A 24855-nucleotide genomic window follows, 5' to 3' on the forward strand; every position below is an offset into this window, starting at 1 on the left:
TGTCATGTCCTTAAAGGAATACGCAGTTACGTTTGCGCCAGAAGAGGTAGCCGAAGTTCTTTTTGGAGGATGGAGAGTTATGCGTTGTGCCCCAGAGCTGCGTGCTGGCCCCGAAGGGATGGCAGTTGCCCGGTTCGGGGTACATGTTTACCATCTGGTATCGCCATCGCTCTTTCGGGATGATCGGGGATGGATACTGGTTACATACGGCGACGTCCGCGCCCACGGAGTTCCATACCAGTCCCTCACGATGCATCTTGAAGGCCATTCGCTCCCCGACCAGCAGTGATGCCTCCAGCGGGGAAAACTCACCGCTGGTAAAGCCTGTTAGCGGGTAGATAGAACCCTGACTACCTGCGCACCAGAACAGCGGCGACAGAGGAAGGCCAGCTGATGATGCAGCTGCGTCAGCAGCACAGGCCCCCTGAGCGATCAGGTTGCCGAACAGCGCTGCCTCGGGGTTAATCAGCATCGAGAGGGTGCTGTCATTCCAGAGAGGATCAACTTCGGAGAGATAGGCAATATCCATGTCGCCGGTCTGCAGACACCCCAGGCTGGTGATGATGTTCAGCCAGAAAATCAGCGGGTATTTGTACCAGTGAACATGGTAGAACGTGCCGGCAGCGGGCCGGTCACTCTGCCCTGCGGTTCCCGTTCCCGTTCGTCCGAGATCGATTTTAAAGCCGCCCATGTTGACCATGACGCCAGGCTCACGGGTTACGTCCACCATCGCCATTGGCTCCCAGAACCCGATGGCCAGACCGATACGATAAAACACACCATATGGACAAATCTGGATCGGCGAAGCCGGGTTGTTGGTATCCTTTTGTGGACCGGCGGCCAGCTGAATATTACCGAGCGTCATCGGAAACAGACACTTCCAGCAGACATCGCTTATCGGGTTAACCCAGCGGCCATCACCCGCGTTGCTGGCTGCGGCCGTTGCCTGAGCTGGCATCCAGGACAGCAGGACCAGCATCACACCGGCAAGCCATGAGAAACGCTTCATTTCACCTCCCGCAGCCATACACAGACAGGGCCGTCCTCAGTGTCATGAATGGAGCCAATGAACCAGCCCTCCCCCTCTGGCGCGGAAGGAAGCCAGTCACTGATGTTTTGTTTTCCCTTTTCCCAGTCGGCAATCACCTGGGGAGGCGCGTCGTTTTCCATCCAGCGGGTGGCACAGATCAGATTGTGCTGGCGCATCCAGTCGCCAAATTCAGTCTGTGTGGCCTCATCACTGGCAGGTGCAAAATAATGAGGGTGCGTCCAGAAGCCATTGCGGTCACGGGTAACCGTCACCGGCCTGACAGATTCAGGGTGAGTCATGGGGTATCTCCGGGAGTGCCGCAGCCACCGGACGGCGGGAGGGCTTATAAAAGGATTAATGGTTTTTGGCTTTGCCGGCCGCTTTCATAATGATGGCCAGACGTTCTTCCTGGCTCATTTCGTACAGGGCAAGAATGGCGCCGCGCAGAACATGCGAGGGTTTGTACAGTGGATTATCATTGAGGATTTCATCCATCTGTCGGGCCGAACCCTCATCGTGACGTACTGAGGTGACATTCCGGCCCTTTTCAGTAACAGGGTCTTTTTTCATGGCGTTACCTGGTCGGGGTTAATCGGAAACCGGGATGACATTCAGGCTGAGGCGGAGCGCAACGCAGTGAGCACCGAACATCCTGAAGGGCAGCGCGGTTAATCACTGGCTGTTTTCCGGTCTGGTGATGTACCAGCCAATGCGCTCACTGCCACGTATGAGTAATCTGAGCCACGAGCCGGCGTAACCATCGTTCACTGCTGCATCTTCGCTGTCCTGCATCGCCTCCTCAGTGACTCTCGGTGCCGTATAACACAGGCGTGCCCGAATAATCCGGCGGCTAATTTGTAGCCAGTCGGCCTCTGGGATCGTCACCCGCAGTGATTCATCGCGAGTGAGTGCATAGCCCGCCTCAGTCAGGCCTTTTTCCAGCTCTGCGAGCAATACCTGATAGTATTCCCGGTTAGCAAAGGCATGAACCGCATCGGCATGTCGGGCACCGCCAAATTGTACGAGAGGGACGGGGATTCCCGATCTTCTCTCCCACGCCCGGCGTTCACGCCGGGCACATGCCACGTACTGAACAACAATCCAGCCAGCGAGTAGCACAACGACGACCAGAATACTGGTCATGCCCTCAGTATCACGCAAACAGGTGAGCATCCCCTGCAGCCCCTGAGGGCCGGCGAAGCAGCTGATTAACGCCATGCGTTCATCTCCTCCATTCTGTTGCGGATAAGCCTGACGAGGTACAGGGGAAACTCCTCATCTCGTTCTTCCGGCGCTATAGGCTGACGCTGGTTATTCGCGCACCACTGGTGCCAGGCACCGGCGATCAGCGCCGGTTGCCATGAAGCGATCTCAGGGTATAGCTGACAGAGTTGATTTACGGTTTCGTCACAGCTTTTGGTATCAGCATTGTGACCAGCCATATGCTGAGATGCTGGCGACACAGCGGTATTGTGTATCAGTGACATTCGGCGTTCTCCTGCCCTTCGCCTGCAAACAACCTGTCGAGACGCTCGGAAAGTGACAGCGTCGGGCTCTTTTTACGTTTCGCGCTGTCCTCGGCCCGCATGTTCTCCAGTAAGAGGTGAATGATGTAGTCAGGGAAACGTTCATCACGCCTGGACGGCTCCCGGCTGTCCTGCTGGTTCTGCTCACACCAGTGGAGCCAGGCTTTGGTCACCAGTACCGGATGCCAGGAGTCAATTTCGGGGTACAGCGTCTTCAGCCGTTCTGCTGTTCCCATGCGCGGCGTTATCTCAGCGGGTTTACGCGGTTTTCTGCCGTAACGTCGATGGGATATGACCGCCTGACGCATTTCGGGAAACAGGTCACCTAACGTTGTTGCACTCATTTTTTCGCTCCTGATACCGGAATCTCTTCCACTTTCATCACGCGGCCGTCGCGCGATATCCGCGCGGGGATGTGTTCAAAACCGAATTTACGGGTCAGTACGCCAGACTGGTCGAAGTAGATACGTTCATTCAGCGCATCACTGGTTTCTTTGATGTTGCCGTTCACCAGGATGACCTTCACGCTGGTCTGACCGCCGAGCTGCTGTCGTGTCCAGTTCACCTGCTCCTTATCATCGCCGTCGATAAAAAAGAGCACCTGGCTGAAGGGCACCTTATCCAGAGGATTGACCGTATCGCCCTTGCGGGCGATCACGTTGCCCTGCATGTCAGTGATCGTTTCCTTCACGGTAAATGTCGGGTCCCAGGCAAAGCTGCGGTATTCCTTCGCTTTCGTGAGCCCTTCCACCGGCGTCGGACGTACCGCATGCTCCTTCACTCTTTCCGTTGCCTCTTTGCGCAGGCGGTCAAGTTCGCCCGTCTGCTCCATTCCCTTGAGGCGATTCTGGATAAACGCCAGCATGTCCTGTTCTGCAGGCTCGAAGACGTTGCCCCAGGTACCGAGATCTTTCGCCCCGCTGCCGGCGGAGAGCATCAGCAGCATCATGGCCGTCAGCTTCAGTCGTTTTTTCACTGGCCCCCCTGGATGCGTCGGGCAATATCAGCACGAATTTCATTCGTGATATCGCGCTGCGGGCTCATCACCGCCGGCTTCACCAGAACGATGGCGTTGTGTGAGGACTGCCATGCATCCAGGCTGCCGGTCAGTGCCGCGTTGAACTGCTGGGTCATCGCTTTGGCCCTGTTTTCATCGAGCTGCAGCTGAGCGGACTGCTGCATGAAAAGGTCCACAGTCCCCTTCATGTCGAAGACCACCACCTCCGGGGTGACGGCTTTCGCCGTCACATATGCCACGCCTGTCATAACCAGAAGTCCCGCCAGCCCCAGCATGCTGGCTTTAACCCAGCGGGATGTCTTGCTGGCTATCGTTACACCGTCGCGGACGGTGTCGGCGTCATACGGCTTGTCCTGTTGTTCACTCATGCTGCTTTCACCCACTCTTCAAGTTCGCGAAGTTCACTGCCGTATTTTTTCTCCGCCAGCAGATACGCCGCTTCTTCCGCTGTTGCCCCCGCTTCTTTCTGCGCTTTCTGCATGAAAGCAAAGTCCTCGCCGCGCGAGCTGAACATGGCACGCGTCACGGGATCGACGAACAGTCGATGGAAGGAGCTGTATTCACCGGCGTTTATCAGCAGGGAGCTGTAGCCGGTCTGCAGGGCTGGCTGGAAGCCACGGATAACTTCTTTTTCCATGTCCGAGAACTGATCCGGGTTATCGGCAAGGTACTGTTTAAACGCCTTCGCATCCTGCAAGAGGGTGATTTTGGTGGAGCTGTTGTTCCAGGCGGCTTCGGCTTCCTTACTGGCGCTGAAGTCCTTAATGCCCTGGGTGATGGTGATAAACGCGCCACGGTGACGACGCACGGTGCGGTAGCCGGTTTCGATAAACCTTGCCGCGTGCGGGTTGGAGCCACCCAGCAGACGCCATGCCTCGTCGATGATGCAGACTTTTTTGAGGTCGCGCGGGCTGTGGTACATCTTTTCCTGAATCGCCAGAATGAGCGAGAACAGGATGGACGAGAGCAGCTTCGGCTTGTCTTCCAGGCTCAGCAGCTCCAGCACCGCGAAGCGGGTTTCACCATCGAGCGTCGGGGTGTCTGCGTTGAAGTATTCTCCGTCAGGCCCCCAGGTGCAGTAGGTATCGAGCAGCATGGCCAGCTCAGCGAGACGCGCGATGATGGTCGGCTTATCAGCGAACGCCTGATTCACGTCCTCATTGGTCAGGTAATTATGAACGTCATCGATACGGGCTTTGTTTGCCTTTTTCTCCCACGCATCCATTACCGCTTTCTGCAGGATCGCTTCACAGACGCCATCCAGCGGCTGCGTCGGACTGGCGAGTACCGTCAGCAGGCGCACAATCCCTTCTGCAGAATGATTAATGTCCTTAACGTTGGCGAACGGGTTAAAGCGCAGCTTGGAGCCATCGAGATAAACCCCGCCGGCCTGGTGACAGTAGTTCTTGTAACTGTCCCCCATGTCGATAACCCAGCCGTAACCACCGGCGTTTAGAACATCGCGCAGCACCCCCTGTATCAGAAACGATTTCCCTGCCCCTGAAGTGCCGGTGACCGCGATGTTAAAGTTGGTACTGCCGTTCTCCTCTCCAAACATGTCATAGAACGCAACCTGGTTGCGGTAGGTCGGGAGCGGCATCCCCACGTTGGACAGCTGACGTTCGGCGACGACCGGCATCAGGCTCACCGCGTTCCATGACTTGGCGCGCAGCGTTGCTCCCGTTATCTTCAGGTCTTCCCACATACCTTCCTGCATGACGAACGGGAAGCTGGCCAGCCAGTTACGCATCTGCTGATACTGTATCGTCACCATTTCCAGCTCGTTCTTTCGGAACACGTTGACGGCGGCCAGTTCACACTTCTGCGCCTCGGTATTGTTGTCCGGCGCGAACAGGGTCAGGTTGAAGTAGGTATTGCAGAGCGCGATTTCATTACTGTGCAGCTGTTCCCGGGTACGGCGCCATTCTTCTGCCGCTTTTTTGGTACCGGGAAAGAGTGCTGCATAGGCTGAGTTGGCTTTTTTCGACAGGTCCTGGTCTTTACGGAAAGACTCGCTCTGGCTTTTGGTCTGTTCCTCCAGTTCCGTCGTCCAGGTCAGCATAAAGGGACAGGGTATCCCGAGGTCGGGAAAACGCAGGTTCTGGAGATTGTCAGCCCCCTGCCAGAGGGCGAAACGTTTAGGCGTTTTGGCAAGCTGCATGTTGATGATGCGGCATGCCGATGCAGGCAGGCGTGTCCCGCGCGCGTCGATGGTCTCCGGCAGCTCCATCCGGATATGCGATGGATGAACCTTAAGGTCAATCCCCGGATCAACCACCTGGCGGTTGAGCTTTTCATCCTCGTTGTAATCCCCGGAGGATGTCAGCACCTGCTCCTGACGGTAGTTCATCTGCTCGCGTACTGCAGACAGGAAAGCGTGCACATCGGTATTCATGCTGTCGATGCGCGCGGCCCCCAGGGAGACGCGGATGGTGTTGCGTATCTGGATCAGGTCATCCATCACCCGCTGCATCTGGGAAGCGCGCTTAATGGGCTGACCATAAACAAGAAAGATACGGTAGTTACGCAGGTAGAGCGGGTATTCCCGTTCGTTGGCCAGGCCGTGCAGCGCGGAGCGCTGCCAGAACGCACGGGTAATTTTATTGAGGTGTTCGGCCATCCCCCCTTTCCACATGTCGTTACTCACGCCGCGATCGATACGTTCCCCGACACACTTGCTGGCCAGCATAATGACGGTCACAGGGGTCTGGCGGGGAAGCTTCTTACGCAGCATGTCATCGAGCGCGGCCATCACCTGCTCGTTCGCACCAGGAAGCGGGGCGGCCTCCATAATGAAGCCCGCAGAGCCGGCGTTGACGAAAATTTCATTCTTGTCGTCGTAATACCGGTACGGCAGCGCAGCGACCAGGGACGGGTAGTCCCAGGTCTGGGAAAGGTTGTTGCGGGCCATTGCTGCCCCGTCTTCCTCTTTCCCGTTTTTCAGCATATCCATCAGGCTGTCGACAAAACTCATTTTCGGCCCTCCGCAGCGGCCCGGATCAACTCCAGGCGACGCAGCTTCTCTTCGTTCATCTGGCCGGTGTGCGGTGTATCACCGGCGGTCTTAATCTGCCAGTCACAGCTCACGCTCAGAACGGCCAGCGTTTCATCGTCGGTATCGATTGACTGTGTGGCGGTGATTTGCGCCGTTCCTTTACGTGTATGGATGAATGATTTCACCAGATGATCGACGCCGTTCTTGCCGGAAACGTGGTGGCTGCTCATTCCCCGCCCTCCCCGATGATGCGGTAGCTCTCATCCCAGTGGGATTTGTTTTTCACGAACTCGACCACAGCCGGCTGATGAAAGTTGTCGTCCGTGTCCACCCAGGGTGCAATCCACAGGCGCTGCGTGGCGTCAGGAATACGCTGAACCGGAACGCGGCCCGCAGTGTTAACCGGCACAGGGGTCGCATGACTGGATGTGGCCAGCGGCGTGACCAGCGAGCCAGACGATTTCGCCGGCGCAGTGGTCAGAGGGCGCGATGCAGCAGGCTTAGCGGCGGTGGTTCCGGTTGCTGCGGCGGAGACAGGACGGAAGGGATTCACGACCGGTGCTGAATTGCGCAGTGCCGGCAGGGTTTCACCCGCAGGCTTTTTTGCGGTTTTCTCTGCCGTCAGGTCATCCAGACTTTTACCCTGAGCGGCCAGCTTGTTGGCCTCACCGGTAGTCAGGCACTGGTCGGTCGCGGTCTTGTTGCAGTCGAAATCAGAATTGAGACCGGCGCAGCCGGTCAGTGCGCTGCACAGCAGTGCAGCACCCAGTAGATTTTTCATGGGGTAACTCCGGTTGGAATTTCAGGGTTATAAGTAAATGGGGATGATGCGGATTTGTGGCTTATACGAAAATTTCTTTCATGAAGATGAGCACAAACTGCAGGCAAAAGCTGGCCAGTCCACAGAGAGAAAACCAGTTCATTGACAGAAAATCGAAGTTCATTTGAATGAAGCCATACACGATGATGGCAATAATCGCGATGAGCCAGGGCGCGAGGGCTCCAGCAAATATCATCACCGCGTTTTCGGTACCGTGATAAGCTGCGGCACTTCCCACGATAATAATGACGCTCCAGAGTAGATATATTCGCCATTCGACGAAGTTATGGTCACCAAGTCCCTTCAGATTCAAAACCGCCCATACCGTCATTTCTGCCGCATAAATAAGCACCAAAAAAGCGACGTGTCGGTAGTCATACAGGATTTTGTTAAGTGAAAATTTTCTGGCAGTCGCTGTCATTTCATATCTCCGGCGCTAAACATACGTAAGTCACTCAACCCGCCGGCCTCACAGCGCATCACGGCTGTCATGGCCTTATCGGGGGTCCATTCCATCCGGGTGACTTCACCGTCCTTAACGCCGTAAGAGCCGTTCATTACGCAGGTAACGGGGACTGATTTACCGGCGATGCCCTGTGTTGCACTAACGGCGATCAGCGCTTGTTCCCCTGGTGTGAACGCAGATGGATAGCTCCAGTTGAATGCCACATCTGACAGTTCTGGAGGCGGTGGCGGAATCTGCTGGTTTTCTTTTTTCGCCTGCGCAATTTGTTGATTAACCCACTCCTTATCAGAGGAGGAAAGGTCGTGCTGACTCAATAACCAGACCAGCAGCGCGGTTCCCATCCAGCCCGGTCCGCTTCGTTCTTTCTCCCGAATAGCTGTCTGCAGCTTTTCTGAAGGAAGGGTTTGCGATTGAGACAAAACAGAACGGTAGCTGCCGGTTTTTTCAGGTGTCCGCGAGTTGAAGCGGTTGACCGGCGTCACGGGTACAGCGCTTTTATACGTGACCGGTCCTGACGTCGACGGTCGCGGGGAACTTCGTACTGTTACCAACGGTGCAAAACTGATCCGCCCCAACGGTTGAAAATTGATCCAGGGGTTAATCTGCTCCTCTGAATACAGGGGAGCTTATGATCACTTTTGAGATTCGTATGGAAATTAAAGTCCTGCACAAGCGGGGAATGAGCATCCGGGCCATCGCCAGGGAACTGGGTATTTCGCGCAATACTGTCCGCAGCCACCTGAAAGCCAAATCTGAAAAGCCGCAGTATTCACCACGCCCGGCATCATCATCACTGCTCGATGAATACCGTGATTACATCTCTAAACGGATCAGCGATGCACATCCCTACAAAATCCCGGCGACCGTTATTGCCAGGGAAATCATGGAGCTGGGCTATCGTGGAGGGCTGACTATCCTGAGGGAGTTCATCCGCAAACAGACCCTACCAGCACAGGCTGAACCGGTCGTTCGCTTCGAAACCGAGCCCGGACGGCAGATGCAGGTTGACTGGGGGACCATGAGAAACGGCAAGTCCCCCCTGCATGTGTTCGTTGCTGTTCTGGGGTACAGCAGAATGCTTTACATCGAGTTCACCGACAACATGCGCTACGACACGCTGGAATCCTGTCACCGCAATGCGTTCAGCTTCTTCGGCGGCGTACCGCGAGAAGTTCTGTACGACAATATGAAAACGGTGGTGCTCCAGCGAGATGCTTACCAGACCGGACAGCACCGGTTCCATCCTTCCCTGTGGCAGTTCGGCAAAGAGATGGGCTTCTCTCCCCGGCTGTGTCGCCCCTTCAGGGCACAGACTAAAGGCAAGGTGGAGCGAATGGTGCAGTACACCCGCAACAGCTTCTACATCCCGTTAATGACGCGCCTGCGCCCGATGGGGATCACTGTCGATGTTGAAACCGCAAACCGTTACGGCCTGCGCTGGCTGTACGATGTGGCCAATCAACGGAAGCATGAAACTATCCAGACCCGCCCCTGTGATCGATGGGTGGAGGAACAGCAATCCATGCTGGCACTGCCACCGGAGAAAAAACAGTATGACGTGCAGGTCGACGAAAGCCTGGTGACCTTCGACAGGCAGCCGTTGCATCATCCGCTGTCCATCTATGACACGTTCTGCAGAGGAGCCGCATGATGGTCGAACTGCAACATCAACGGCTGATGGTGCTTGCCGAACAGCTCCAGTTGGACAGCCTTATCGGCGCGGCGCCAGCACTGTCGCAACAGGCAGTGGATCAGGAATGGAGCTACATGGACTTCCTGGAGCACCTGTTACATGAGGAGAAACTGGCCCGGCATCAGCGTAAACAGGCGATGTACACGCGGATGGCAGCCTTCCCGGCGGTGAAGACGTTCGAGGAATACGACTTCACCTTCGCCACCGGCGCCCCTCAGAAGCAAATCCAGTCGCTGCGCTCCCTGAGCTTCATCGAACGTAACGAAAACATCGTACTTCTGGGGCCATCGGGCGTGGGTAAAACGCATCTGGCGATAGCGATGGGATACGAAGCGGTCCGGGCGGGTATCAAGGTTCGCTTCACAACAGCAGCGGACCTGCTGCTACAGCTGTCCACTTCACAGCGCCAGGGCCGTTACAAAACGACACTCAATCGCGGTGTCATGGCCCCGAAGCTGCTCATCATCGATGAAATAGGCTATCTGCCGTTCAGTCAGGAGGAAGCCAAGCTGTTCTTCCAGGTCATCGCCAAACGTTACGAAAAGAGCGCGATGATCCTGACCTCTAACCTGCCGTTCGGACAGTGGGATCAGACGTTCGCCGGGGATGCAGCCCTGACATCGGCGATGCTTGACCGTATCTTACATCACTCACATGTAGTCCAGATAAAAGGAGAGAGCTATCGACTGAAGCAGAAACGAAAGGCCGGGGTTATAGCGGAAGCTAATCCTGAGTAAACAAGGTGGATCAATATTAGGCCGTTGGTGGTGACGGTAAGTGGATCACTTTTTACCCGTTGTTGACACGTACAGCAGAGCCTTTGGTTGAGGACGAGCTGAAAGACCTTGAGCCAGAACCCGGGCTTTTACCGGCATGCGCAGTTAAGGTGCTGAGCAGTAGCCCTGCGGTCAGGCCTGCTGCCATAAGGCGTCTGGACATTATGTTCATTGCAGCTCCTTAAGGGCTGCCAGCCCGTTAACGGTTATGACGGTCTTATCCCGTGCCTGTTTCTGAATCCACTGAATCTGGCGGGGGTTCAGGAGTTGGGTCACCGGAGAGTGGCTTTCATCCTGCCAGATACGGCAGTTGCCGATGCAGCGAAGTTGCCAGAGATAAGCGCTGCCAGGGTCCTGCAGCTCCTGGTAGATGGAGTAAATCTTTGCAGGTGCGCTGTTCTCTCCTGCCAGCCAGGCCCGTGAGTAGTAACCCGCTGCGCGCTGGCTGTCTTTGATTGTCCACTGTCCTTTTTGCAGTATGTCCCCGGCTGTCATTAACAGCTCTTTGTCCTTCCGGTTTCCTGCTGCTTTTTCTGCGAGCATCAGGAGTGGCTCATAGAGCTCGGGTCGGCTGCCAACAAACCCCGGCGCGTCATCCCGGCTGAACACCAGGACCAGTGCATCCGGATTATTTTTCCGGGCTGCACTCAGAACCAGTGAAGCTGCCAGTTCGCTGTATTGTTCACGAATATCGCTGGAGATATTGCCTGGGTCACTGGCAGACAATTCCAGCCAGGCATGCCAGGGGGCTTTATCAGCGAGGGCCTTTTTCTTAGCCATCAGGAAGCTTTCTTCACCGCGTCCGGTCACGGACCCAAATAAAGACATCCCGGCGGTAGCAAGCTGAGGTGTACTGAGCAATACGACCAGAGAGAGTGTGAGTGCTGTTTTACGATTCATTCACTTCGTCCTTTTTGCTGTCAGCGCAGATTTTCTTCCTGAGGAACTTCAGGTCAGGTTTCTTTTCTGGCCAGACGGACCTCGCTTCTTCCTGGTACCAGCGTCTGACAATGCTGGCTGTCAGCCCTTCTGTTTCAGCCTGGTGTTTCAGTTGTTCCCAGGCGGAAAGGTTTAGGGGTTCATAAGCAGTAAGCTTCCTGTCGAATACCTCCGCCCAGCTTTCGTTGTAGCGGGGGACAATTCGCCTGCATATCCATTGACTCAGAAAAAACCAGACAACCAGGAAACCCAGTGCCCATAGAGTCAGGTAGTACGCGAGTACCAATGCTGCTGCACCGAGGAACATGGCAAGCCAAACGAAGATGAACGTACTTCTTGCAGAAGTAGGTCGCCGAGCCTCCCATTCAGCAATATGCATCCGCATGCTCCTGAGCAGACTGTTATTACGCTCTTCATCACGCATTCCAACCTCCTTATTTAGCGGTTCTGCAGGCTGAGACTAACGATGAACGGAGTACACGAAACTCAATCACATCGTTACGCTCAAGGAGCTTGAGGGCTTCTGGAGAACAGGTCATTGCGGCCTTAATTGCCAGTGAGACAGCGAGGCTGCGGTAGCGATTTTGCAGTTCGGTAGGTGCATCCCCAGGGACTGAGTCAGACACCTGCTGATACGCTTTCCAGGCATCAGGAAGGGCCAGTGCTTCGCTTTCCAGAGCTTCAAACCGGGCTGCGCGGGCAATTTGCTTTTGCGCTGCCATCTGGTTAAGAACCACCACTGTCGCGGCAGCTTTCACCGCATCCGGTGTTGTGAGGGAGAGCACCATCAACAAAGCTGAGGCAATGCGTTTCATTTGCGCTCCTTTTTGTTGTCGTCGTTCAATCCCGTCAGGGGGACGGCGGAGCTACCTGGCCAGGGTAATAAAATAAGGATGATGGCTATCAGCTGTGCTCCCAAACGACGGTAGTCATACACCTCCTCTAACCCTTTTATATTTAGCCAAATTGCCGCTATCCACCCGAGCCACCAAAGGATCGAATAGAGCCAGTTAACTGTTATCCTTACTCGACGGTTCACATCCTTTGCTTTGCAGTCTGACCCGCCCCCCTGCGCTGTTGTTTTCATTTGCCCTCTTCATTACATTCGGCCTTCAGGTCAGACTCCCGTTTTTCCAGCCATTTAGTGAAGCTGTAGCGTTGCTGCTCATCTCGCTGACGCTCGAAAAGCGCACGCGCTTCTTTTTCGTCTTTGAGCCATGCAGCAATGTCATCAGGCTCTATAGCCCTCTTCTCATTCACTGTGCGGCACAGTTTTTCGAACGCGTCTTTATCTCTCGGGCTAACCGACTGCAATGCCTGATTGATTCGGCCTTCCCAGCTATCGGGAGCGTCCATTTTGCCTGACGCTGCCAGGAACAAGAGGAAACCGAGGACCACGCCCATAATGATAAATCCAGGCTGTTGATAAAAAACACCGTAGAGAAACATGCTGCCCGGGATGGCTGCTGCGCACCAAAATATCCGGTACTTATGTAGCCTTTTCCCGGCACGCCATTTCTTCAGGTCTTCTTCGATAACATCCAGCTCAGTTTTAAACGACATATGCGGCTCCCTTAGTTGATGGTGTCACCGAGGCGCAGCTGGCTGGCCTGGCGGAGAACGTCATCCGGGTTGATGTTGCCGACTGAGGTGGTACTGGATGCCGTGGTCTGGCTCGCCGGTTGAGGAGTCACGGCGTTCTGCGCGGCGTTGCCGGCTTTCTGCAGTTCCTCTTTCGCTTTCGCGTCCTCGGCGTCCTCGATGGTTTCAAGGCGGAAACCCTTCTGGAACACGACTGTGACCTGGTTGCCGGCACCGATATCAATTACCGGATGGTACTGCTCGGCGCGCTTAATCCAGTACTGGCTCAGCGTTTCAGCGGCCTTATTAGCCCCGCCGCCAAAGCCCTGCTTAAACACATCAGCGGCGCCAACATCAGCAGTAGCACCGATACCTACTGATGGCGTAGCGGCAGATTTGATACCTTCACCAAAACCTGAGAGGAGGCCCGCTGCACCGGCGTAGCCGACAATCATGCCGTTTCGCATAACGGGCTTGCCGCGAATGCCTCCTTTACCCTGGAAGCTGACGTGCCCCTGAAACTCCATGTCCACGTGCTTGCCGTTTTTCAGGATGCAGCTGATGGACTGGGTGCGGACGTTTCCGCGTTCGCTGGAAATATCGCCCCACATCTCACCCACAATAAAGCAGCCGTCAGCGTTGAACTCCTTGTTGTTGGGCATCTGAATGTTGCCCTGCAGGCGGATGGTTACAGGACTGGTATTCTGCTGACCGGTGACGCTGGCGTTCGCGTCGGCCCCCTCAATCAGAACAGCATCAGAGAATGAGCCGGATGGAATCCAGGGGAGTTTGGTTGGCCTTTTCTTCAGGCTGTCGTAGCTGAACTTTGTTGTCGAGAGACCGCCTGTCATGCGCTGGCCAGAGTCGCCCGGATAGAACGCTGCGCCCTGCCCCATATTCACACCGGTGGCGGCCGGTGCACCTGCGGGGGTCACATTGTATTCGGGTGGTCGGGCCTGACCGGCAGCAACGGGACCGGGGAGTGGTGTTCCGTTCTGGCCAGCAGGTGGTGTCTGCTGGCCAGTGGTCTGGTTGCTGCCGGGGGCTTTCGTAAGCTGGTCATTCAGGCGCTGAATTTCAGCATCCTTTTCAGCCAGCTTTTGCTCGGTGGTGAGCTTGTTCTGCGCGAACTGCTGAGCAAGCGTGGCAAGGTTTTGCTCAAGAGCGGAGGTCTTTGCCTGCTGCTGTGTCAGCGCGGCATCGTTGACCTGTTCGTTAAACGTCGCGGTCACAACGCCGGTCAGGTTTGGTGTTGCAACCGGTGCGGGTTGCTTTTGTTTTTGCTGGTATTGCCCGTACCACATTACGCCGCCTGCTGCAGTTGCGCCGCCAATGATGACAGCGGCCAGGATGGCCAGCTGCTTGCGGCGGGTTTTCAGGTTTTCATTCAGGCTGATGGTCATGGGCGGGCATCTCCGTCATCTGAAAACACAATCCAGGCATAGCCTTCGCCGCCAGCGTAGAGCTGATTCTGCGACAGCATTACGGCCCGGACACCCTTGCGCCAGAAATCGCGCTCGCGGAGGTTTCGGGTGATGCTGCCCGGGTTGCTCATCCGGAAGCGAACAACGCGCAGGTGGTTGCCCACGAACTGGCGTTCCGGCGTCAGGCGTACATCACTGGCGGGTGTGTAAGCCGGCATGCGGCTTACCGGGTATTCCCGGTAGTCTTCCGGTACCTGACCATTGACTACGGCGCGGGATAGCGCAACCAGCGTTTTTTCATAGGTCTGCCCTTCTTCCCATGCCTTCGCATCGTCGTTCTTGCGAAGTGGTGGTGACATTGGGGTGAAGCGCAGTGTTTTGCCGTTACCCGGCTGCGGCCTGACGTTCAGGCTCAGCGATGAGCCGTGGTCAGTCTGGATAAACAGGGTGAAGTTCTGGCCGACAAGCGGAGACAGGATAAGCGCTCCGTCCTCGGTCTGGCTCTGGTCATACGCACCGGTTGGTCCGCTGATGCTGGTAATGAGTTCCCCGTCTACAACAACCTTGCTCGGGTTGGTGTTGCTGAGAGTGACGTTAAAGGCGGCGTCGTTCTCAAACGGAATGGCTGCGGGTGCGGAAGCGGCCCGGAGGCCGCTGGTAAATAATCCCGCTGCCAGAAACACAGCAGCAGCTGCCGGTGAAATGCGAAATTTCATGGGCAGTCCTGTCAGTTAGTGGAAGATACCGGCTTGAGTTCTTCAAAGCTGTGGAGGTTAATCACACCGTTGTCATAACTCAGTTTTAGTCGGTAGGTTTTTTCCTGGTCTTTCAGTGGCGTGATGATTGCGCCGTTTGTGGTGGAGGATTTCAGTACCCCGCTGTACTGCACGGAGCCATCATCCATGACGCGAATTTCTTTCGTGTCGAACTGGGTGGTGATGCCCGCTTTCTGGATGCGCTCAGTTTCTATGTCCAGGGCTTTCTTGAGTACGTCCCGTTCGGCGGAAGGGACAAATCCAAGAATCATTTTCTGGTTATGTTCGATGTTTTCCGGGGTAACGTTGAGTCGCCAGTAAATAAAGGAAGCGGCGAACTGTGTCAGACCGGTGGCATCGACACTTTTAGAATCTGATGCAAATGGGCGGTTAAACGTTAATGGCGTGGTAATGGTTTTCTGGGTTGTGGCGAAATACCATGCCAGTGACCCTGTCATTACATTCCCTACGCCCATGAGTAAAGTTAAAGCTGAAAGACCAATAAACGCATAGCGGAGTTGTTTATCGCGCTCTCCTTTAATATTCAGTTTCATGAAAAACTATGCCCTCCAGTGCCGGAAACTTGAATCAGGTATCTGGCGAAAGGTTACTTTGAATAAAAGTGATGGCAGGTGCCAGTAACAGAAATTAAGTAACCAGTATGACCCCTGCCCTTTTTTCAGATATCTGACGATAAACCAGAGGATTCCCGCGATTACGCCAAGTTCGAGTGACAGGTTGTTAAGCACCCCCAAAACTAACAGGGGTGCGGTAACAATCAACTCGTCAATCGGTAAGCCTAAATAACGGTCCTGCTGGTTCATTGTTTCCGGGAAGTTATATTTATCTCCTTCCCCATTCATCATTTAGCTCGCGATGCCGAAGGCGACACGGGTAAAGATGATTGCCATGACGATACCGACGAACACCAGTGGTGAGCGGGCCTTAATGTAAATAAACAGGCCCATGATGATTTCGGCGATGTAGAACCATTTAACCAGTGAAGAACCAGAACCGAAGGTGGAATTAACCGTGGTGTTCTGTGAGGAAAGAAGGTCAGTACCAGATGCGAATGCCGGGTGAGTGACCATAAGTGCAATTAAAAAAGCGCCTGCTGACTTTAAGTAAAATTTAGCTTTGCGATTTTCGCGTGCTTTGCGGAATAAAGACGCTACCGCCCATCCCTTACCGACGTTAAGGGCACTGCCTTTGGTTAACATGTTTGTTTTCTCCGAAGTAAACAAAAGTGAATCGCGTAAGTGCTTGTTTACGCGGGCGCAATTGTCCCATGACCCTAAAAAAAAAAAACTGTGACGCATGTCACACTTTTTGGAATCATTCAGATTTATCCGAATATGTAAGTGAGTAGGCTTTGTTGACCAGAACGTTCAGAAATGGCCTCCGGGATCTATAGCTATGAAAGTAAAAGAGAAAATGTGGGATGGTCGCGGCCGTCCACGCAAGTTCCAGCCAGGTGAAGCGGTGGAGTGGCGATTGCGTGCTCCGGATAATCTGCTTATGGAGCTGAGAATATGTGCCAGGGCTGGCAACAGAAGTGTGAATGAGGAGATTATTGCCAGGCTTTTGTTGTCGCTGAATTATCAGCCTGGGAAACCTGTCATTAAAACTGCGGAGGGTGAGCGGCTTGTTGCACTGGCGGTGAGATTTGAAGAGTGGCTAGGGCAATTGCTTGATAGTGAATCTGTTGATGTTGTTGGTGAAATTAAATCCTCGCCCAAGCAAGAGCAATTATGGATGTGGCGTGAGGGTGAGCGGATTTTGCTTCCAGGGAAAACAACCGGATATAGCATGCGTATTCCCGAGAATCTTGCTGATGAAATCAGGGCAATGGCGAAGGTGCATAACCGTAGTCTGAATGACGAAATGCTCACCCGCCTGATGAATACGCTGGGTTATTTTACGGAAAGGTTGCTTGACCAGAACGAGGATGCTCAGGCACTTAAAGTTCTCTGTATGGAGTTTGAAGTTTTCCTGAAGGAAAAAATAAGAGAGGTAGAAAAAAGTGACCTCCCCTGGGATGAAAAATCGTCTCAGTGATCGATGCGAGCCGGAGTGTCCGGCTCGCAGATTTATTCTTTTTCGTTGATGAAGTGCCTTGCTTCCGCTTCGTTCTCAGCTGTATTTATGCCGCTAATAATCATATCGAGCGTATCTTCCAGGCTGCCCTCGCCGTCTTTTCCTGTCATTTTTAAATACATTTCAGCGAGTAGTGTTGCAATGAGAACTGTGCCTTCACGTGAGCCGGCTGCTTTTCTTATGAGGTCTCTGCGATATCCTTCAATATCAAACTGGTTACCATCCTCGCCATCGCGCTTATAAACAAGAAGTCCAAGCCTGATTAATTCGTTGCAGGTGGCTGATATGTTTGCTTCTCCAGCATTGGCGCCGTTTTGCAGGTCTTGTTGAACAATATCACGAACTTCACGTTCAATTTTATCTTTAAGGTAGATGCCGACTCTTCCCATATTTCTTACCTGTTTTAAGTTAGTGTCGGAACCGACACTGCATATAGCCTGTTGGTGGATTATCAGATTGCTGTGCAAAGGTGCAATGGATTGATACTGCTGTGAATTTACGCTCTGTACAGTAGTACAATCCAGCACCAGGATGTGCGACAGTGTGACACTGTGCGATATATAATTCAATGGAATTAAAGCATATCTACAATTGTACGATACATGTGTGACATACCGACACTAACAGGTATCAGGATTATACGATAGTGTAGTGTCGGTATGTGCGACATTTAACGGTCTTAATCCAACAACGCGCAAAATTCTTGCAGACATCATCATGAAACTAAAGGAAAAATCTGCAAGACGAAGTCTTGCGTGGGGTGTGATGTTTTAAAGGGTTAGTAAAGAGCGGCATGTTAATACCGCCTACTGCTCTGACATGTTTATTTCGGACAGGTGTTAAATCCCATCAGGAGAGCGCTCACGCGCGTTTGTAGTGAATTTACTTGATTACGACGATCCGCCGGGGTATTTTTTAAAGCGCGTCTCCAGAGCCCGTTTATTCCGCTAAAAGGCCAAACCATGAAAATATCGTTACTGCCTGCTGCTTTGCTGACTCTTTCACTATCTGCTGGCGCAGCTCCGCAGATGTGCTTTGATCAGGCCGGGAAAGATTACCAAATTGATCCGCTGCTGCTTATGTCAATTTCGATTAAAGAGAGCCATCTGGTACCGGATGCGATAAATGGATCAAACAGGAATGGAACGGAAGATGTCTGCGGTATGCAGGTGAACAGTTCCCATTACGGTAAACTTAAAAACTTCAATATTACCCGTGAGCGCCTGTTAAATGATCCATGTATCTGCGTTTATACGGGAGCATGGGTACTGGCGCACAACTTTCGGTCATACGGAAAAAACTGGGACAGCGTGGGGATGTATAATACTGGACCGAGCAAAAAGCTCATTGTACAGCGCAAGGCCTATGCACAGGACATCAAAAATATATATCGTGTATTACTGGCCAGAAAAAAGTTACTTTCAGAACGTCTTGCGCCAGCTGCGGGAAAGGAACATGATATTAAAATTACAGAAACAGCATCGTCACATAGCGTGCAGTAAAAAGCCGCTCTGTTGAGCGGCTTAATTTTCAGGCCTTCAGTTTTGCAAACTCCTCAGCCATTTTCCAGAGCGCCTGATTTAATTTGATGTCACCATCTATTCCGGTGACTTCCCGCGTTCTGGTCATCTTCCCTTTTTCCGTTCTGCCACGAATTCCCCCACGGATCACATTTTCCTGCACCACGTTAAACGTGGTCCATAAATCCTGGCCTCTGTCGAGCACACGGCGAGGGTTAATAATTTGCTCCGGTGTAATCGGCGCTGGTTTTCCATCGTATTTCAGTTCCAGGGCGGTCGCACCAAAAAGGCGCTGCTCAGGCAAAGTGAGCTGAATGCTTTTCATGAGGTCAATATTTTCATCAACCGCGTCAAATGTTTTCAGCACCGTGTAAGCGCCTTCAATAACCTGCCCGACAATATCCCCTTTGTGGGGTACGCGGATTTCACCAAAATCCTTCCATGCAACCAGACCATTACTGCAAACCTGACGAAACATGCCTGGGATCATTTTATAGCTGCTTGAGCCATCATGGCTATTCAGCAGAATAATTTCCGGTACTTCCTTTCCGTTAATCTGGTTATGACGACGCAGGCGAAGCATATGTTTTGTAAAGTCGCGTTTATCCTGGTCACGTGTACGTGACTGCGTTGCATAATACGGCTGAAAACCTTCATCACGTAAGCGATCAAGAATGTTAATGGTCGGGATATACGTATAACGTTCAGAGCGTGAATCGTGTTTATCCGATGAGAAAGCGCTCGGAACGATGAGCTGTAATTCATCATTCGTCAGCGGACGGTCTTTACGGATCGAGGTAGGCATACGATAACGGCTTGCGAAACTGACCATTTTTATTTACTCCTGATTATTTAGTTAGAGATGAAGAAATAACGCGGTGAAAATTATCCAGCGGCATTGCAGCTGCCACCGGGCGACCATCTACAACCCAGACAGAGATATAATCCGGGCATTCGTCATTTATTAACGTCAGCTCAGTGGAATTCTCTGGCGGCGTAAAAATTACCGGTTGTGGCTCCCCTTCCGATGCTGCCAGGACCCAGCAAAACAGATCCGTGAACTGGGACGTGGTGAGGTTTGAATCACATCTTCCGGTAGATTCTTGAGCGGCGGTTTTGACGTTGACGTTTCGTGTGTGCATCCTGGTTTTCTCCTGTGGTGATGGTTGTCCATCTCCCTGGTGAGTTCTCTCGCGGCAAAGGGCAAAGGAGCAACGGCGAAGGGCGGAAGGAAAGGGGCGGAGACTAAAGTTTTTGCGGCACGCAAAAAGTTTTGGCGGAGTGCATTTCACCCCTTGGATGACGACCCGACGGTGCTACGACAAGCCCTCCGCGTGAGGACGCACGGGGGATGGCCTCACCGGGGGAACAGGATGCACACACCCGACACGTCGGAACGGCGTGGCGCCATTAAAGCGACGGCATCAGCCGGCGCGGTGAAGGCGTTCCGGACGGCGCGGCCGGAGAAGCCGCAGCCCTTGACCTTAGCCATCAGACCCTAGCCGTATGGCCCGAAACCCGGAGGGGTTCGGCGGAGCCTGGCGGGTGCGCAGCGGCCGCCCTGGCGGAGTGGGGCTCGACGACCGGACAGCAGCGCTGGCCGGGAGCCGAAGGGGGCCATCGCCCTGCCCTGTTTTTCGGTTATGGCCATAACGGAGCTGCAGCAGAGAAAGTTAACCAGCAGGATGCCGGTTATGATCGCAGGGAAGGAGTGAAGCACAGCAACGGGGAAAGGCAGGAGCGCCGGAGGCGCTTATGCCCTCCCCGTTTCCCCGAAGGGGAAAGAGGGTTTGTGCGGTTGCCCTGATGAATGCCACCAGGGCTAGACCGAAACCGGGATCAGGAGCTAGTAATCACCTGACTCAATTCCCGACTCAAATGCCATCTCGATCATAAGGTCGTCATACCTCTCCTTCGCACGTTCTTCCTCAGCCCACGTCAGCATTAAGCCGCGCATCGACGCTGCTCCCATGAATACCGGGCGGTCTTTAAGAGGTAATTTAGCCAGGTAGTCCAGCGCCATTCCCAGCAAAGTGACATCATAGATTTCGTAGTACGCGCCGCATGTTTTACCAGCCCGCTTTTCCATACGAGCCAGAACCACATCAGCACGAATGACGTCGAACGGATTACGTGAGTGAATATTGCGTACAAAGCCATCAGTGCGCAGGAGCGTTGTTTTATGTGTCACCGTTGTTTGCATCATGATTTGTCTCCAGCGAAGATATTTACGAAAGAAGGTAATACGCGTGAGAAATTTTCCAGCAATGCAGCTGCGGCAACCGGGTAACCATCCAGTAGCCATACAGAGAAGTAATCCGGGACTTCCGGATCGATATAAATCAGTTCGACACTGTCAGCCGGTGCGACAAAATTTACAGGCTTAACATCAGCTCGTGATTCGCTGACGACCCATGAATACAGATCCCAGAATTGCTCAAAAGTGAGCGCAGAGACTGTTTCACTCTGCCCGACAGTTTCCACAACAAAGCCACTGGACTCAGTTTGTGTTTTTCCCCCTATCTTCCTGGAAGATTCGGGAGCGGCGGTTTTGACGTTGACGTTTTGTGTGTGCATCCTGGTTTTCTCCTGTGGTGATGGTTGTCCATCTCCCTGGTGAGTTCTCTCGCGGCAAAGGGCAAAGGAGCAACGGCGAAGGGCGGAAGGAAAGGGGCGGAGACTAAAGTTTTTGCGGCACGCAAAAAGTTTTGGCGGAGTGCATTTCACCCCTTGGATGACGACCCGACGGTGCTACGACAAGCCCTCCGCGTGAGGACGCACGGGGGATGGCCTCACCGGGGGAACAGGATGCACACACCCGACACGTCGGAACGGCGTGGCGCCATTAAAGCGACGGCATCAGCCGGCGCGGTGAAGGCGTTCCGGACGGCGCGGCCGGAGAAGCCGCAGCCCTTGACCTTAGCCATCAGACCCTAGCCGTATGGCCCGAAACCCGGAGGGGTTCGGCGGAGCCTGGCGGGTGCGCAGCGGCCGCCCTGGCGGAGTGGGGCTCGACGACCGGACAGCAGCGCTGGCCGGGAGCCGAAGGGGGCCATCGCCCTGCCCTGTTTTTCGGTTATGGCCATAACGGAGCTGCAGCAGAGAAAGTTAACCAGCAGGATGCCGGTTATGATCGCAGGGAAGGAGTGAAGCACAGCAACGGGGAACGGCAGGAGCGCCGGAGGCGCTTTCGCCCTCCCCGTTTACCCCGAAGGGGTAGCGTTTTTTGCGGTTGCCCCGATGATATGCACCGGGGCCAGGATTTCCGATCAGATCGGTTCTTCGCTGTCACCTCCGTTTTCCTGCTCATAGTGCATCATGGCCATATTCAGCAGGACATTAAATCCCTCAATGCCAGCCCCGTCCGGCTCGCACTGTTCGCAGAGGTGCAGCAGATTTGCCAGAAAATCCGTGATGACAGTTTGCACGCTTTCGCTTTCCCTGTTCAGCCCGGTTTTACGGGCAAATTTCCAGAGCACATCTGCAGCCAGCGCGGCGTGATCATCGTTGCTGCGGATTTTTATCGGTTCAGCCTGGCCTTGCAGGCGTTCTGCCATCGTCTCCAGCACGGTGGCCGGAACAGCGTTCAGTGTGTTGCTCATCATTTTATCTCTCCCTGCGGCAGGTCTGCCCTGCCGCTCTGTCAGTCAGGCGGCCACGGTGGCCAGAAAGTTTTTCATAGCTTCGAAACGACTGCGAAACTCCAGACGTCCCTGCCAGTCATTGAAGTAATAAACGGGGGTATAACGCGCGCGATTTGCTTTCAGAGTCAGCGTATTACCGGTCACGACTTTCGCAGGGATACCCAGCAGTGACAGCTGGATAAAGGCCATATCAGCCACCATCGGATCGATATCTGTGCAGGTGGCATACAGCTGTTCTGAGGGGTTATATCCCGCCTCAGCCATCCAGTATGCAAAGGCAATGACCATACCGCCGCTACCACAGGTAGGCTCATCTAGCGTCATCCAACCCTCACGCTTTATCGTCTCCTGAGCGCCGGGCATGAGTAGTCCGGCCATCAGGCGGGAGATGGAGGACGGAGAGAAATACTGCCCCATTTCGTCCGCGCCCAGCTCATGCTCCATATACAGTGCGCCCAGAAAATCATGCATTTCACCCGCCAGCCCCTCCACCAACAGGCAGAACAGCTGTCTCATGGCGTCTAAATCGTCCGGCTGATACCGCCCGCAGATTCGTCGGCTGTTTTCGATGCTTTCTGGCGAGCGTATGCTCGCTATATCAAGCCCGCTGGCGGCCAGGGTGATAAAGTCGCGGAACACTTCGGAACGGCGCATATATTTCGCGGTTTGACGGAACACACTGGCGAACTGCTTACGCGCCTCAGCTGGGGACTGCACCCGGACAGGAGCGGAAGCCCGCGGCTTCGGATCAGCCTGGTCTGCCAGGAACAGGGATTCAAAACTCAGTTGTGACATGGTTTCACCTTACCGGCCACCCGCAGGCGGCCGCCTCCTGTTAAGCCAGTCCAAGCGCCGGATAGACGCTGACAGCCAGACCACAGTCAGCCTCGGCGGCGTAGCCCGTTTCGGCATTTACCACGGACAGAAACTGCTGCCACTGTGAGAAGCGCAGCGCGGGGACGCGTGCGCGTTTTCCGGCGCGGAGGGCATTTACAAATGCCTTCGCCTGTGCGACAGTTTGCGGGTCAAATTTCACGATCAATCTCCTTACTTTGGTTGTGATTGCCGGTTCACCGTTCCAGCGGCTACCCGGCGTTGAGAAAGCAGGGGCAACCCTGCTTTTTTAATGCGCGGAATTCAGCGGCGCATCGAGACAGAAACGTGCGATCACGTCGCCAATCAGCTCACGGTGATGGCGGGTGTGCAGGTCATGGCACTCAAAGAAACGCGCGCCGTACCGGACAAAAATTGCGGTCACATCCCCGCCCGTAAACTCCATTGATTTGAACGACTCCCCGCCAAACCCCCTGCACCAGTCCACTGGCGGCAGTGTTTCCAGCTGGTCGATATACCGGGCCTCGGTGATTTCCGCCCAGGGACGGCGATAGCCGTCATTCTGCTTTTCCTGTACCAGAGTCGCGGGGATCAGCTCCGCATCCGGATAGAGACGGCGAAGGGATTCCAGCGTTTTCGCTTCACGCTGAGTCACCCACTGCCCGTCCAGTTGTGTTGCGCGGTCATAAACGGCGTTATGAGACGGAACGAAAAAGGCCATTGGTGCAGCGGTCGGGGGGTTAACGTTCATCTTTCAGGCTCCTGTTTGATTTAGTTCCGGGCAGTAGCTGCTATACAGCACCGCATCGGGTCGAAGGTAAGTCCGGGTTACTGAACGCCCAGACGGCGGAACATATCGGCGATAATATTTCTGCGGGTATAAGAAGCACCTGCAGCTTTCAGATCCTCCAGAACGTTCCATGAATAGCTCGCCTCATTGCCATAAATCGCAATTAGAGAGGCTGTTTTAGGCTCCGGGCCTGACATATGCCCATTTCCGGAACAGGCCTTTGCGGTCGGGGTGTTAACGCTCATGTTTCTGGCTCCTGTCTGATGAGGTTCCGTGCAGCGGCTGCCGCACGGGGTGAACCGGATTTAAATGTCGATACCTTCGCGCTCGATCAGGCGCACAAACTGTTTGAAGTGGTCAGCTTCAGCCACATGGATATGGCGGAACTGTTTATCGACGCCGCTGCTGAGGGCGTAGAAATAGGTGCAGCGCATTGTTTCGGGGCAGCGTCTGCGCAGTTTCTTCAGCTCTGCAAGGCTGCTGAACTCCAGAACGTCCGATTCCTCCTCAGAGTTTTTTTTCGTCTCAGCGACGAGGATCGTGTACGACACGGTTTTTCCCCCTATCTTCCTGGAAGATTCTTGAGCGGCGGTTTTGACGTTGACGTTTCGTGTGTGCATCCTGGTTTTCTCCTGTGGTGATGGTTGTCCATCTCCCTGGTGAGTTCTCTCGCGGCAAAGGGCAAAGGAGCAACGGCGAAGGGCGGAAGGAAAGGGGCGGAGACTAAAGTTTTTGCGGCACGCAAAAAGTTTTGGCGGAGTGCATTTCACCCCTTGGATGACGACCCGACGGTGCTACGACAAGCCCTCCGCGTGAGGACGCACGGGGGATGGCTTCACCGGGAGAACAGGATGCACACACCCGACACGTCGGAACGGCGTGGCGACCTTAAAGCGACGGCATCAGCCGGCGCGGTGAAGGCGTTCCGGACGGCACGGCCGGAGAAG

At 54.3% G+C, this 24855-nt stretch carries 38 protein-coding genes; 4 read left to right on the top strand and 34 right to left on the bottom strand.

The window, feature by feature from the left end:
• Positions 1-10: 10 nt before the first annotated feature.
• From traU to ACOQH0_RS23740, 13 genes are all read right to left on the bottom strand, one after another.
• On the bottom strand, positions 11-1009 hold the full coding sequence (traU, locus tag ACOQH0_RS23680; protein ID WP_032656090.1) for a conjugal transfer pilus assembly protein TraU: 999 nt from the start codon (positions 1007-1009) through the stop codon (positions 11-13).
• Positions 1006-1329: a hypothetical protein gene (locus ACOQH0_RS23685; protein WP_023345504.1), complete on the bottom strand. Its 324-nt coding sequence runs from the start codon at positions 1327-1329 to the stop codon at positions 1006-1008. Before ACOQH0_RS23685 ends, traU begins: the two co-directional genes overlap by 4 nt.
• Positions 1330-1384: 55 nt before the next feature.
• Positions 1385-1600: a hypothetical protein gene (locus tag ACOQH0_RS23690; protein ID WP_029403804.1), complete on the bottom strand. Its 216-nt coding sequence runs from the start codon at positions 1598-1600 to the stop codon at positions 1385-1387.
• A 102-nt stretch (positions 1601-1702) separates the two neighbouring features.
• On the bottom strand, positions 1703-2248 hold the full coding sequence (locus tag ACOQH0_RS23695) for a hypothetical protein (RefSeq protein ID WP_421512404.1): 546 nt from the start codon (positions 2246-2248) through the stop codon (positions 1703-1705).
• Positions 2239-2517, bottom strand: a complete 279-nt coding sequence (locus ACOQH0_RS23700) for a hypothetical protein (protein ID WP_234651803.1) — start codon at positions 2515-2517, stop codon at positions 2239-2241. Before ACOQH0_RS23700 ends, ACOQH0_RS23695 begins: the two co-directional genes overlap by 10 nt.
• The gene (locus ACOQH0_RS23705) at positions 2508-2900 is read right to left on the bottom strand and encodes a hypothetical protein (RefSeq protein ID WP_421512405.1); all 393 of its coding nucleotides are present in this window, start codon (positions 2898-2900) and stop codon (positions 2508-2510) included. The genes ACOQH0_RS23700 and ACOQH0_RS23705 overlap by 10 nt, the downstream gene beginning before the upstream one ends.
• Complete coding sequence (gene traW, locus ACOQH0_RS23710) at positions 2897-3532, bottom strand: type-F conjugative transfer system protein TraW (protein ID WP_421512406.1); 636 nt, start codon at positions 3530-3532, stop codon at positions 2897-2899. Before traW ends, ACOQH0_RS23705 begins: the two co-directional genes overlap by 4 nt.
• A complete protein-coding gene (trbI, locus tag ACOQH0_RS23715; protein WP_421512407.1) occupies positions 3529-3942 on the bottom strand; it encodes a type-F conjugative transfer system protein TrbI in 414 nt (137 codons plus the stop codon). The genes traW and trbI overlap by 4 nt, the downstream gene beginning before the upstream one ends.
• Positions 3939-6548 carry a type IV secretion system protein TraC gene (gene traC / locus ACOQH0_RS23720; protein ID WP_148577016.1) on the bottom strand — a complete coding sequence of 870 codons (2610 nt, stop codon included), beginning with the start codon at positions 6546-6548 and terminating at the stop codon, positions 3939-3941. Before traC ends, trbI begins: the two co-directional genes overlap by 4 nt.
• Positions 6545-6799 (bottom strand): hypothetical protein, encoded by a 255-nt coding sequence (locus ACOQH0_RS23725; protein ID WP_234651799.1) that lies wholly within the window; start codon positions 6797-6799, stop codon positions 6545-6547. The genes traC and ACOQH0_RS23725 overlap by 4 nt, the downstream gene beginning before the upstream one ends.
• Entirely contained in the window at positions 6796-7350 is a 555-nt protein-coding gene (traV, locus tag ACOQH0_RS23730; RefSeq protein ID WP_234651798.1) for a type IV conjugative transfer system lipoprotein TraV, read from the bottom strand. The genes ACOQH0_RS23725 and traV overlap by 4 nt, the downstream gene beginning before the upstream one ends.
• 61 nt (positions 7351-7411) lie before the next feature.
• Entirely contained in the window at positions 7412-7810 is a 399-nt protein-coding gene (locus ACOQH0_RS23735) for a hypothetical protein (RefSeq protein WP_421512408.1), read from the bottom strand.
• Positions 7807-8337, bottom strand: coding sequence for a hypothetical protein (locus tag ACOQH0_RS23740; protein ID WP_421512409.1), 531 nt, complete (start codon positions 8335-8337; stop codon positions 7807-7809). Before ACOQH0_RS23740 ends, ACOQH0_RS23735 begins: the two co-directional genes overlap by 4 nt.
• Positions 8338-8483: 146 nt before the next feature.
• Here ACOQH0_RS23740 and istA point away from each other — a divergent pair, with 146 nt between their 5' ends.
• Together istA and istB are read left to right on the top strand one after the other, a co-directional pair.
• Positions 8484-9506 carry an IS21-like element ISSen3 family transposase gene (gene istA, locus ACOQH0_RS23745; RefSeq protein ID WP_421512410.1) on the top strand — a complete coding sequence of 341 codons (1023 nt, stop codon included), beginning with the start codon at positions 8484-8486 and terminating at the stop codon, positions 9504-9506.
• On the top strand, positions 9503-10285 hold the full coding sequence (istB, locus tag ACOQH0_RS23750) for an IS21-like element ISSen3 family helper ATPase IstB (RefSeq protein ID WP_001531258.1): 783 nt from the start codon (positions 9503-9505) through the stop codon (positions 10283-10285). Before istA ends, istB begins: the two co-directional genes overlap by 4 nt.
• A 207-nt stretch (positions 10286-10492) precedes the next feature.
• On the opposite strand, the gene ACOQH0_RS23755 is transcribed toward istB, so the two are convergent.
• Genes ACOQH0_RS23755 through ACOQH0_RS23800 form a run of 10 tightly spaced genes read right to left on the bottom strand, consistent with a single transcriptional unit; the run spans position 10493 to position 16243 of the window.
• Complete coding sequence (locus ACOQH0_RS23755) at positions 10493-11224, bottom strand: hypothetical protein (RefSeq protein ID WP_421512411.1); 732 nt, start codon at positions 11222-11224, stop codon at positions 10493-10495.
• Positions 11214-11687 (bottom strand): hypothetical protein, encoded by a 474-nt coding sequence (locus ACOQH0_RS23760; protein ID WP_127728889.1) that lies wholly within the window; start codon positions 11685-11687, stop codon positions 11214-11216. The genes ACOQH0_RS23755 and ACOQH0_RS23760 overlap by 11 nt, the downstream gene beginning before the upstream one ends.
• A gap of 10 nt (positions 11688-11697) precedes the next feature.
• The gene (locus ACOQH0_RS23765) at positions 11698-12078 is read right to left on the bottom strand and encodes a hypothetical protein (protein ID WP_127728887.1); all 381 of its coding nucleotides are present in this window, start codon (positions 12076-12078) and stop codon (positions 11698-11700) included.
• Positions 12075-12350, bottom strand: a complete 276-nt coding sequence (locus ACOQH0_RS23770) for a hypothetical protein (RefSeq protein ID WP_127728885.1) — start codon at positions 12348-12350, stop codon at positions 12075-12077. Before ACOQH0_RS23770 ends, ACOQH0_RS23765 begins: the two co-directional genes overlap by 4 nt.
• Positions 12347-12826 (bottom strand): hypothetical protein, encoded by a 480-nt coding sequence (locus tag ACOQH0_RS23775; protein WP_148577012.1) that lies wholly within the window; start codon positions 12824-12826, stop codon positions 12347-12349. The genes ACOQH0_RS23770 and ACOQH0_RS23775 overlap by 4 nt, the downstream gene beginning before the upstream one ends.
• Positions 12827-12837: 11 nt before the next feature.
• Complete coding sequence (gene traB / locus ACOQH0_RS23780) at positions 12838-14241, bottom strand: F-type conjugal transfer pilus assembly protein TraB (protein WP_421512487.1); 1404 nt, start codon at positions 14239-14241, stop codon at positions 12838-12840.
• Between the two features lie 2 nt (positions 14242-14243).
• A complete protein-coding gene (gene traK / locus ACOQH0_RS23785; protein ID WP_421512412.1) occupies positions 14244-14984 on the bottom strand; it encodes a type-F conjugative transfer system secretin TraK in 741 nt (246 codons plus the stop codon).
• Between the two features lie 11 nt (positions 14985-14995).
• Positions 14996-15577: a TraE/TraK family type IV conjugative transfer system protein gene (locus ACOQH0_RS23790; RefSeq protein ID WP_168445044.1), complete on the bottom strand. Its 582-nt coding sequence runs from the start codon at positions 15575-15577 to the stop codon at positions 14996-14998.
• Positions 15578-15583: 6 nt separating this feature from the next.
• Entirely contained in the window at positions 15584-15886 is a 303-nt protein-coding gene (gene traL, locus ACOQH0_RS23795; RefSeq protein WP_023338040.1) for a type IV conjugative transfer system protein TraL, read from the bottom strand.
• Between the two features lie 3 nt (positions 15887-15889).
• Positions 15890-16243: a type IV conjugative transfer system pilin TraA gene (locus tag ACOQH0_RS23800; RefSeq protein ID WP_032645467.1), complete on the bottom strand. Its 354-nt coding sequence runs from the start codon at positions 16241-16243 to the stop codon at positions 15890-15892.
• Positions 16244-16439: 196 nt separating this feature from the next.
• Here ACOQH0_RS23800 and ACOQH0_RS23805 point away from each other — a divergent pair, with 196 nt between their 5' ends.
• The gene (locus ACOQH0_RS23805; RefSeq protein ID WP_333482640.1) at positions 16440-17081 is read left to right on the top strand and encodes an Arc family DNA-binding protein; all 642 of its coding nucleotides are present in this window, start codon (positions 16440-16442) and stop codon (positions 17079-17081) included.
• A gap of 32 nt (positions 17082-17113) precedes the next feature.
• Here the strand turns inward: ACOQH0_RS23805 and ACOQH0_RS23810 are convergent, their stop codons facing one another.
• Entirely contained in the window at positions 17114-17509 is a 396-nt protein-coding gene (locus ACOQH0_RS23810) for a conjugal transfer protein (protein WP_029403780.1), read from the bottom strand.
• 573 nt (positions 17510-18082) lie between these two features.
• On the opposite strand from ACOQH0_RS23810, the gene ACOQH0_RS23815 reads away from it, so the two are divergent.
• Positions 18083-18622, top strand: coding sequence for a lytic transglycosylase domain-containing protein (locus ACOQH0_RS23815; RefSeq protein WP_248229911.1), 540 nt, complete (start codon positions 18083-18085; stop codon positions 18620-18622).
• Positions 18623-18650: 28 nt separating this feature from the next.
• Here ACOQH0_RS23815 and ACOQH0_RS23820 read toward each other — a convergent pair whose 3' ends face one another.
• The 10 genes from ACOQH0_RS23820 to ACOQH0_RS23865 form a co-directional block, all read right to left on the bottom strand.
• Positions 18651-19472, bottom strand: a complete 822-nt coding sequence (locus ACOQH0_RS23820) for a DUF932 domain-containing protein (protein WP_421512413.1) — start codon at positions 19470-19472, stop codon at positions 18651-18653.
• 16 nt (positions 19473-19488) lie between these two features.
• Positions 19489-19782, bottom strand: a complete 294-nt coding sequence (locus tag ACOQH0_RS23825; RefSeq protein ID WP_252076432.1) for a hypothetical protein — start codon at positions 19780-19782, stop codon at positions 19489-19491.
• A 704-nt stretch (positions 19783-20486) separates the two neighbouring features.
• A complete protein-coding gene (locus tag ACOQH0_RS23830; protein ID WP_420095165.1) occupies positions 20487-20843 on the bottom strand; it encodes a hypothetical protein in 357 nt (118 codons plus the stop codon).
• A complete protein-coding gene (locus ACOQH0_RS23835) occupies positions 20843-21217 on the bottom strand; it encodes a hypothetical protein (protein WP_421512414.1) in 375 nt (124 codons plus the stop codon). The genes ACOQH0_RS23830 and ACOQH0_RS23835 overlap by 1 nt, the downstream gene beginning before the upstream one ends.
• Positions 21218-21909: 692 nt before the next feature.
• On the bottom strand, positions 21910-22245 hold the full coding sequence (locus ACOQH0_RS23840; RefSeq protein WP_059312598.1) for a hypothetical protein: 336 nt from the start codon (positions 22243-22245) through the stop codon (positions 21910-21912).
• 42 nt (positions 22246-22287) lie between these two features.
• Positions 22288-23079 (bottom strand): N-6 DNA methylase, encoded by a 792-nt coding sequence (locus ACOQH0_RS23845; protein WP_421512415.1) that lies wholly within the window; start codon positions 23077-23079, stop codon positions 22288-22290.
• A gap of 40 nt (positions 23080-23119) precedes the next feature.
• Positions 23120-23320 carry a hypothetical protein gene (locus ACOQH0_RS23850; protein ID WP_032641245.1) on the bottom strand — a complete coding sequence of 67 codons (201 nt, stop codon included), beginning with the start codon at positions 23318-23320 and terminating at the stop codon, positions 23120-23122.
• A gap of 87 nt (positions 23321-23407) precedes the next feature.
• Complete coding sequence (locus ACOQH0_RS23855) at positions 23408-23869, bottom strand: DUF1419 domain-containing protein (protein ID WP_176261213.1); 462 nt, start codon at positions 23867-23869, stop codon at positions 23408-23410.
• Positions 23870-23946: 77 nt separating this feature from the next.
• Positions 23947-24105 carry a hypothetical protein gene (locus ACOQH0_RS23860; protein WP_226878501.1) on the bottom strand — a complete coding sequence of 53 codons (159 nt, stop codon included), beginning with the start codon at positions 24103-24105 and terminating at the stop codon, positions 23947-23949.
• 108 nt (positions 24106-24213) lie between these two features.
• On the bottom strand, positions 24214-24528 hold the full coding sequence (locus ACOQH0_RS23865) for a hypothetical protein (protein ID WP_032664442.1): 315 nt from the start codon (positions 24526-24528) through the stop codon (positions 24214-24216).
• Positions 24529-24855: the final 327 nt, after the last annotated feature.

Source organism: Enterobacter sp. JS8-1 (assembly GCF_049187015.1).
Classification (GTDB): domain Bacteria; phylum Pseudomonadota; class Gammaproteobacteria; order Enterobacterales; family Enterobacteriaceae; genus Enterobacter; species Enterobacter mori.

What these genes read in the sequence shown, in the direction of transcription:
- traU (WP_032656090.1), bottom strand. Translation starts at nt 1,009, where the DNA reads ATGAAGCGTTTCTCATGGCTTGCCGGTGTGATGCTGGTCCTGCTGTCC.
- ACOQH0_RS23685 (WP_023345504.1), bottom strand. Translation starts at nt 1,329, where the DNA reads ATGACTCACCCTGAATCTGTCAGGCCGGTGACGGTTACCCGTGACCGC.
- ACOQH0_RS23690 (WP_029403804.1), bottom strand. Translation starts at nt 1,600, where the DNA reads ATGAAAAAAGACCCTGTTACTGAAAAGGGCCGGAATGTCACCTCAGTA.
- ACOQH0_RS23695 (WP_421512404.1), bottom strand. Translation starts at nt 2,248, where the DNA reads ATGGCGTTAATCAGCTGCTTCGCCGGCCCTCAGGGGCTGCAGGGGATG.
- ACOQH0_RS23700 (WP_234651803.1), bottom strand. Translation starts at nt 2,517, where the DNA reads ATGTCACTGATACACAATACCGCTGTGTCGCCAGCATCTCAGCATATG.
- ACOQH0_RS23705 (WP_421512405.1), bottom strand. Translation starts at nt 2,900, where the DNA reads ATGAGTGCAACAACGTTAGGTGACCTGTTTCCCGAAATGCGTCAGGCG.
- trbI (WP_421512407.1), bottom strand. Translation starts at nt 3,942, where the DNA reads ATGAGTGAACAACAGGACAAGCCGTATGACGCCGACACCGTCCGCGAC.
- traC (WP_148577016.1), bottom strand. Translation starts at nt 6,548, where the DNA reads ATGAGTTTTGTCGACAGCCTGATGGATATGCTGAAAAACGGGAAAGAG.
- ACOQH0_RS23725 (WP_234651799.1), bottom strand. Translation starts at nt 6,799, where the DNA reads ATGAGCAGCCACCACGTTTCCGGCAAGAACGGCGTCGATCATCTGGTG.
- traV (WP_234651798.1), bottom strand. Translation starts at nt 7,350, where the DNA reads ATGAAAAATCTACTGGGTGCTGCACTGCTGTGCAGCGCACTGACCGGC.
- ACOQH0_RS23735 (WP_421512408.1), bottom strand. Translation starts at nt 7,810, where the DNA reads ATGACAGCGACTGCCAGAAAATTTTCACTTAACAAAATCCTGTATGAC.
- istA (WP_421512410.1), top strand. Translation starts at nt 8,484, where the DNA reads ATGATCACTTTTGAGATTCGTATGGAAATTAAAGTCCTGCACAAGCGG.
- istB (WP_001531258.1), top strand. Translation starts at nt 9,503, where the DNA reads ATGATGGTCGAACTGCAACATCAACGGCTGATGGTGCTTGCCGAACAG.
- ACOQH0_RS23755 (WP_421512411.1), bottom strand. Translation starts at nt 11,224, where the DNA reads ATGAATCGTAAAACAGCACTCACACTCTCTCTGGTCGTATTGCTCAGT.
- ACOQH0_RS23760 (WP_127728889.1), bottom strand. Translation starts at nt 11,687, where the DNA reads ATGCGTGATGAAGAGCGTAATAACAGTCTGCTCAGGAGCATGCGGATG.
- ACOQH0_RS23765 (WP_127728887.1), bottom strand. Translation starts at nt 12,078, where the DNA reads ATGAAACGCATTGCCTCAGCTTTGTTGATGGTGCTCTCCCTCACAACA.
- ACOQH0_RS23770 (WP_127728885.1), bottom strand. Translation starts at nt 12,350, where the DNA reads ATGAAAACAACAGCGCAGGGGGGCGGGTCAGACTGCAAAGCAAAGGAT.
- ACOQH0_RS23775 (WP_148577012.1), bottom strand. Translation starts at nt 12,826, where the DNA reads ATGTCGTTTAAAACTGAGCTGGATGTTATCGAAGAAGACCTGAAGAAA.
- traK (WP_421512412.1), bottom strand. Translation starts at nt 14,984, where the DNA reads ATGAAATTTCGCATTTCACCGGCAGCTGCTGCTGTGTTTCTGGCAGCG.
- ACOQH0_RS23790 (WP_168445044.1), bottom strand. Translation starts at nt 15,577, where the DNA reads ATGAAACTGAATATTAAAGGAGAGCGCGATAAACAACTCCGCTATGCG.
- traL (WP_023338040.1), bottom strand. Translation starts at nt 15,886, where the DNA reads ATGAATGGGGAAGGAGATAAATATAACTTCCCGGAAACAATGAACCAG.
- ACOQH0_RS23800 (WP_032645467.1), bottom strand. Translation starts at nt 16,243, where the DNA reads ATGTTAACCAAAGGCAGTGCCCTTAACGTCGGTAAGGGATGGGCGGTA.
- ACOQH0_RS23805 (WP_333482640.1), top strand. Translation starts at nt 16,440, where the DNA reads ATGAAAGTAAAAGAGAAAATGTGGGATGGTCGCGGCCGTCCACGCAAG.
- ACOQH0_RS23810 (WP_029403780.1), bottom strand. Translation starts at nt 17,509, where the DNA reads ATGGGAAGAGTCGGCATCTACCTTAAAGATAAAATTGAACGTGAAGTT.
- ACOQH0_RS23815 (WP_248229911.1), top strand. Translation starts at nt 18,083, where the DNA reads ATGAAAATATCGTTACTGCCTGCTGCTTTGCTGACTCTTTCACTATCT.
- ACOQH0_RS23820 (WP_421512413.1), bottom strand. Translation starts at nt 19,472, where the DNA reads ATGGTCAGTTTCGCAAGCCGTTATCGTATGCCTACCTCGATCCGTAAA.
- ACOQH0_RS23825 (WP_252076432.1), bottom strand. Translation starts at nt 19,782, where the DNA reads ATGCACACACGAAACGTCAACGTCAAAACCGCCGCTCAAGAATCTACC.
- ACOQH0_RS23830 (WP_420095165.1), bottom strand. Translation starts at nt 20,843, where the DNA reads ATGCAAACAACGGTGACACATAAAACAACGCTCCTGCGCACTGATGGC.
- ACOQH0_RS23835 (WP_421512414.1), bottom strand. Translation starts at nt 21,217, where the DNA reads ATGCACACACAAAACGTCAACGTCAAAACCGCCGCTCCCGAATCTTCC.
- ACOQH0_RS23840 (WP_059312598.1), bottom strand. Translation starts at nt 22,245, where the DNA reads ATGATGAGCAACACACTGAACGCTGTTCCGGCCACCGTGCTGGAGACG.
- ACOQH0_RS23845 (WP_421512415.1), bottom strand. Translation starts at nt 23,079, where the DNA reads ATGTCACAACTGAGTTTTGAATCCCTGTTCCTGGCAGACCAGGCTGAT.
- ACOQH0_RS23855 (WP_176261213.1), bottom strand. Translation starts at nt 23,869, where the DNA reads ATGAACGTTAACCCCCCGACCGCTGCACCAATGGCCTTTTTCGTTCCG.
- ACOQH0_RS23860 (WP_226878501.1), bottom strand. Translation starts at nt 24,105, where the DNA reads ATGTCAGGCCCGGAGCCTAAAACAGCCTCTCTAATTGCGATTTATGGC.
- ACOQH0_RS23865 (WP_032664442.1), bottom strand. Translation starts at nt 24,528, where the DNA reads ATGCACACACGAAACGTCAACGTCAAAACCGCCGCTCAAGAATCTTCC.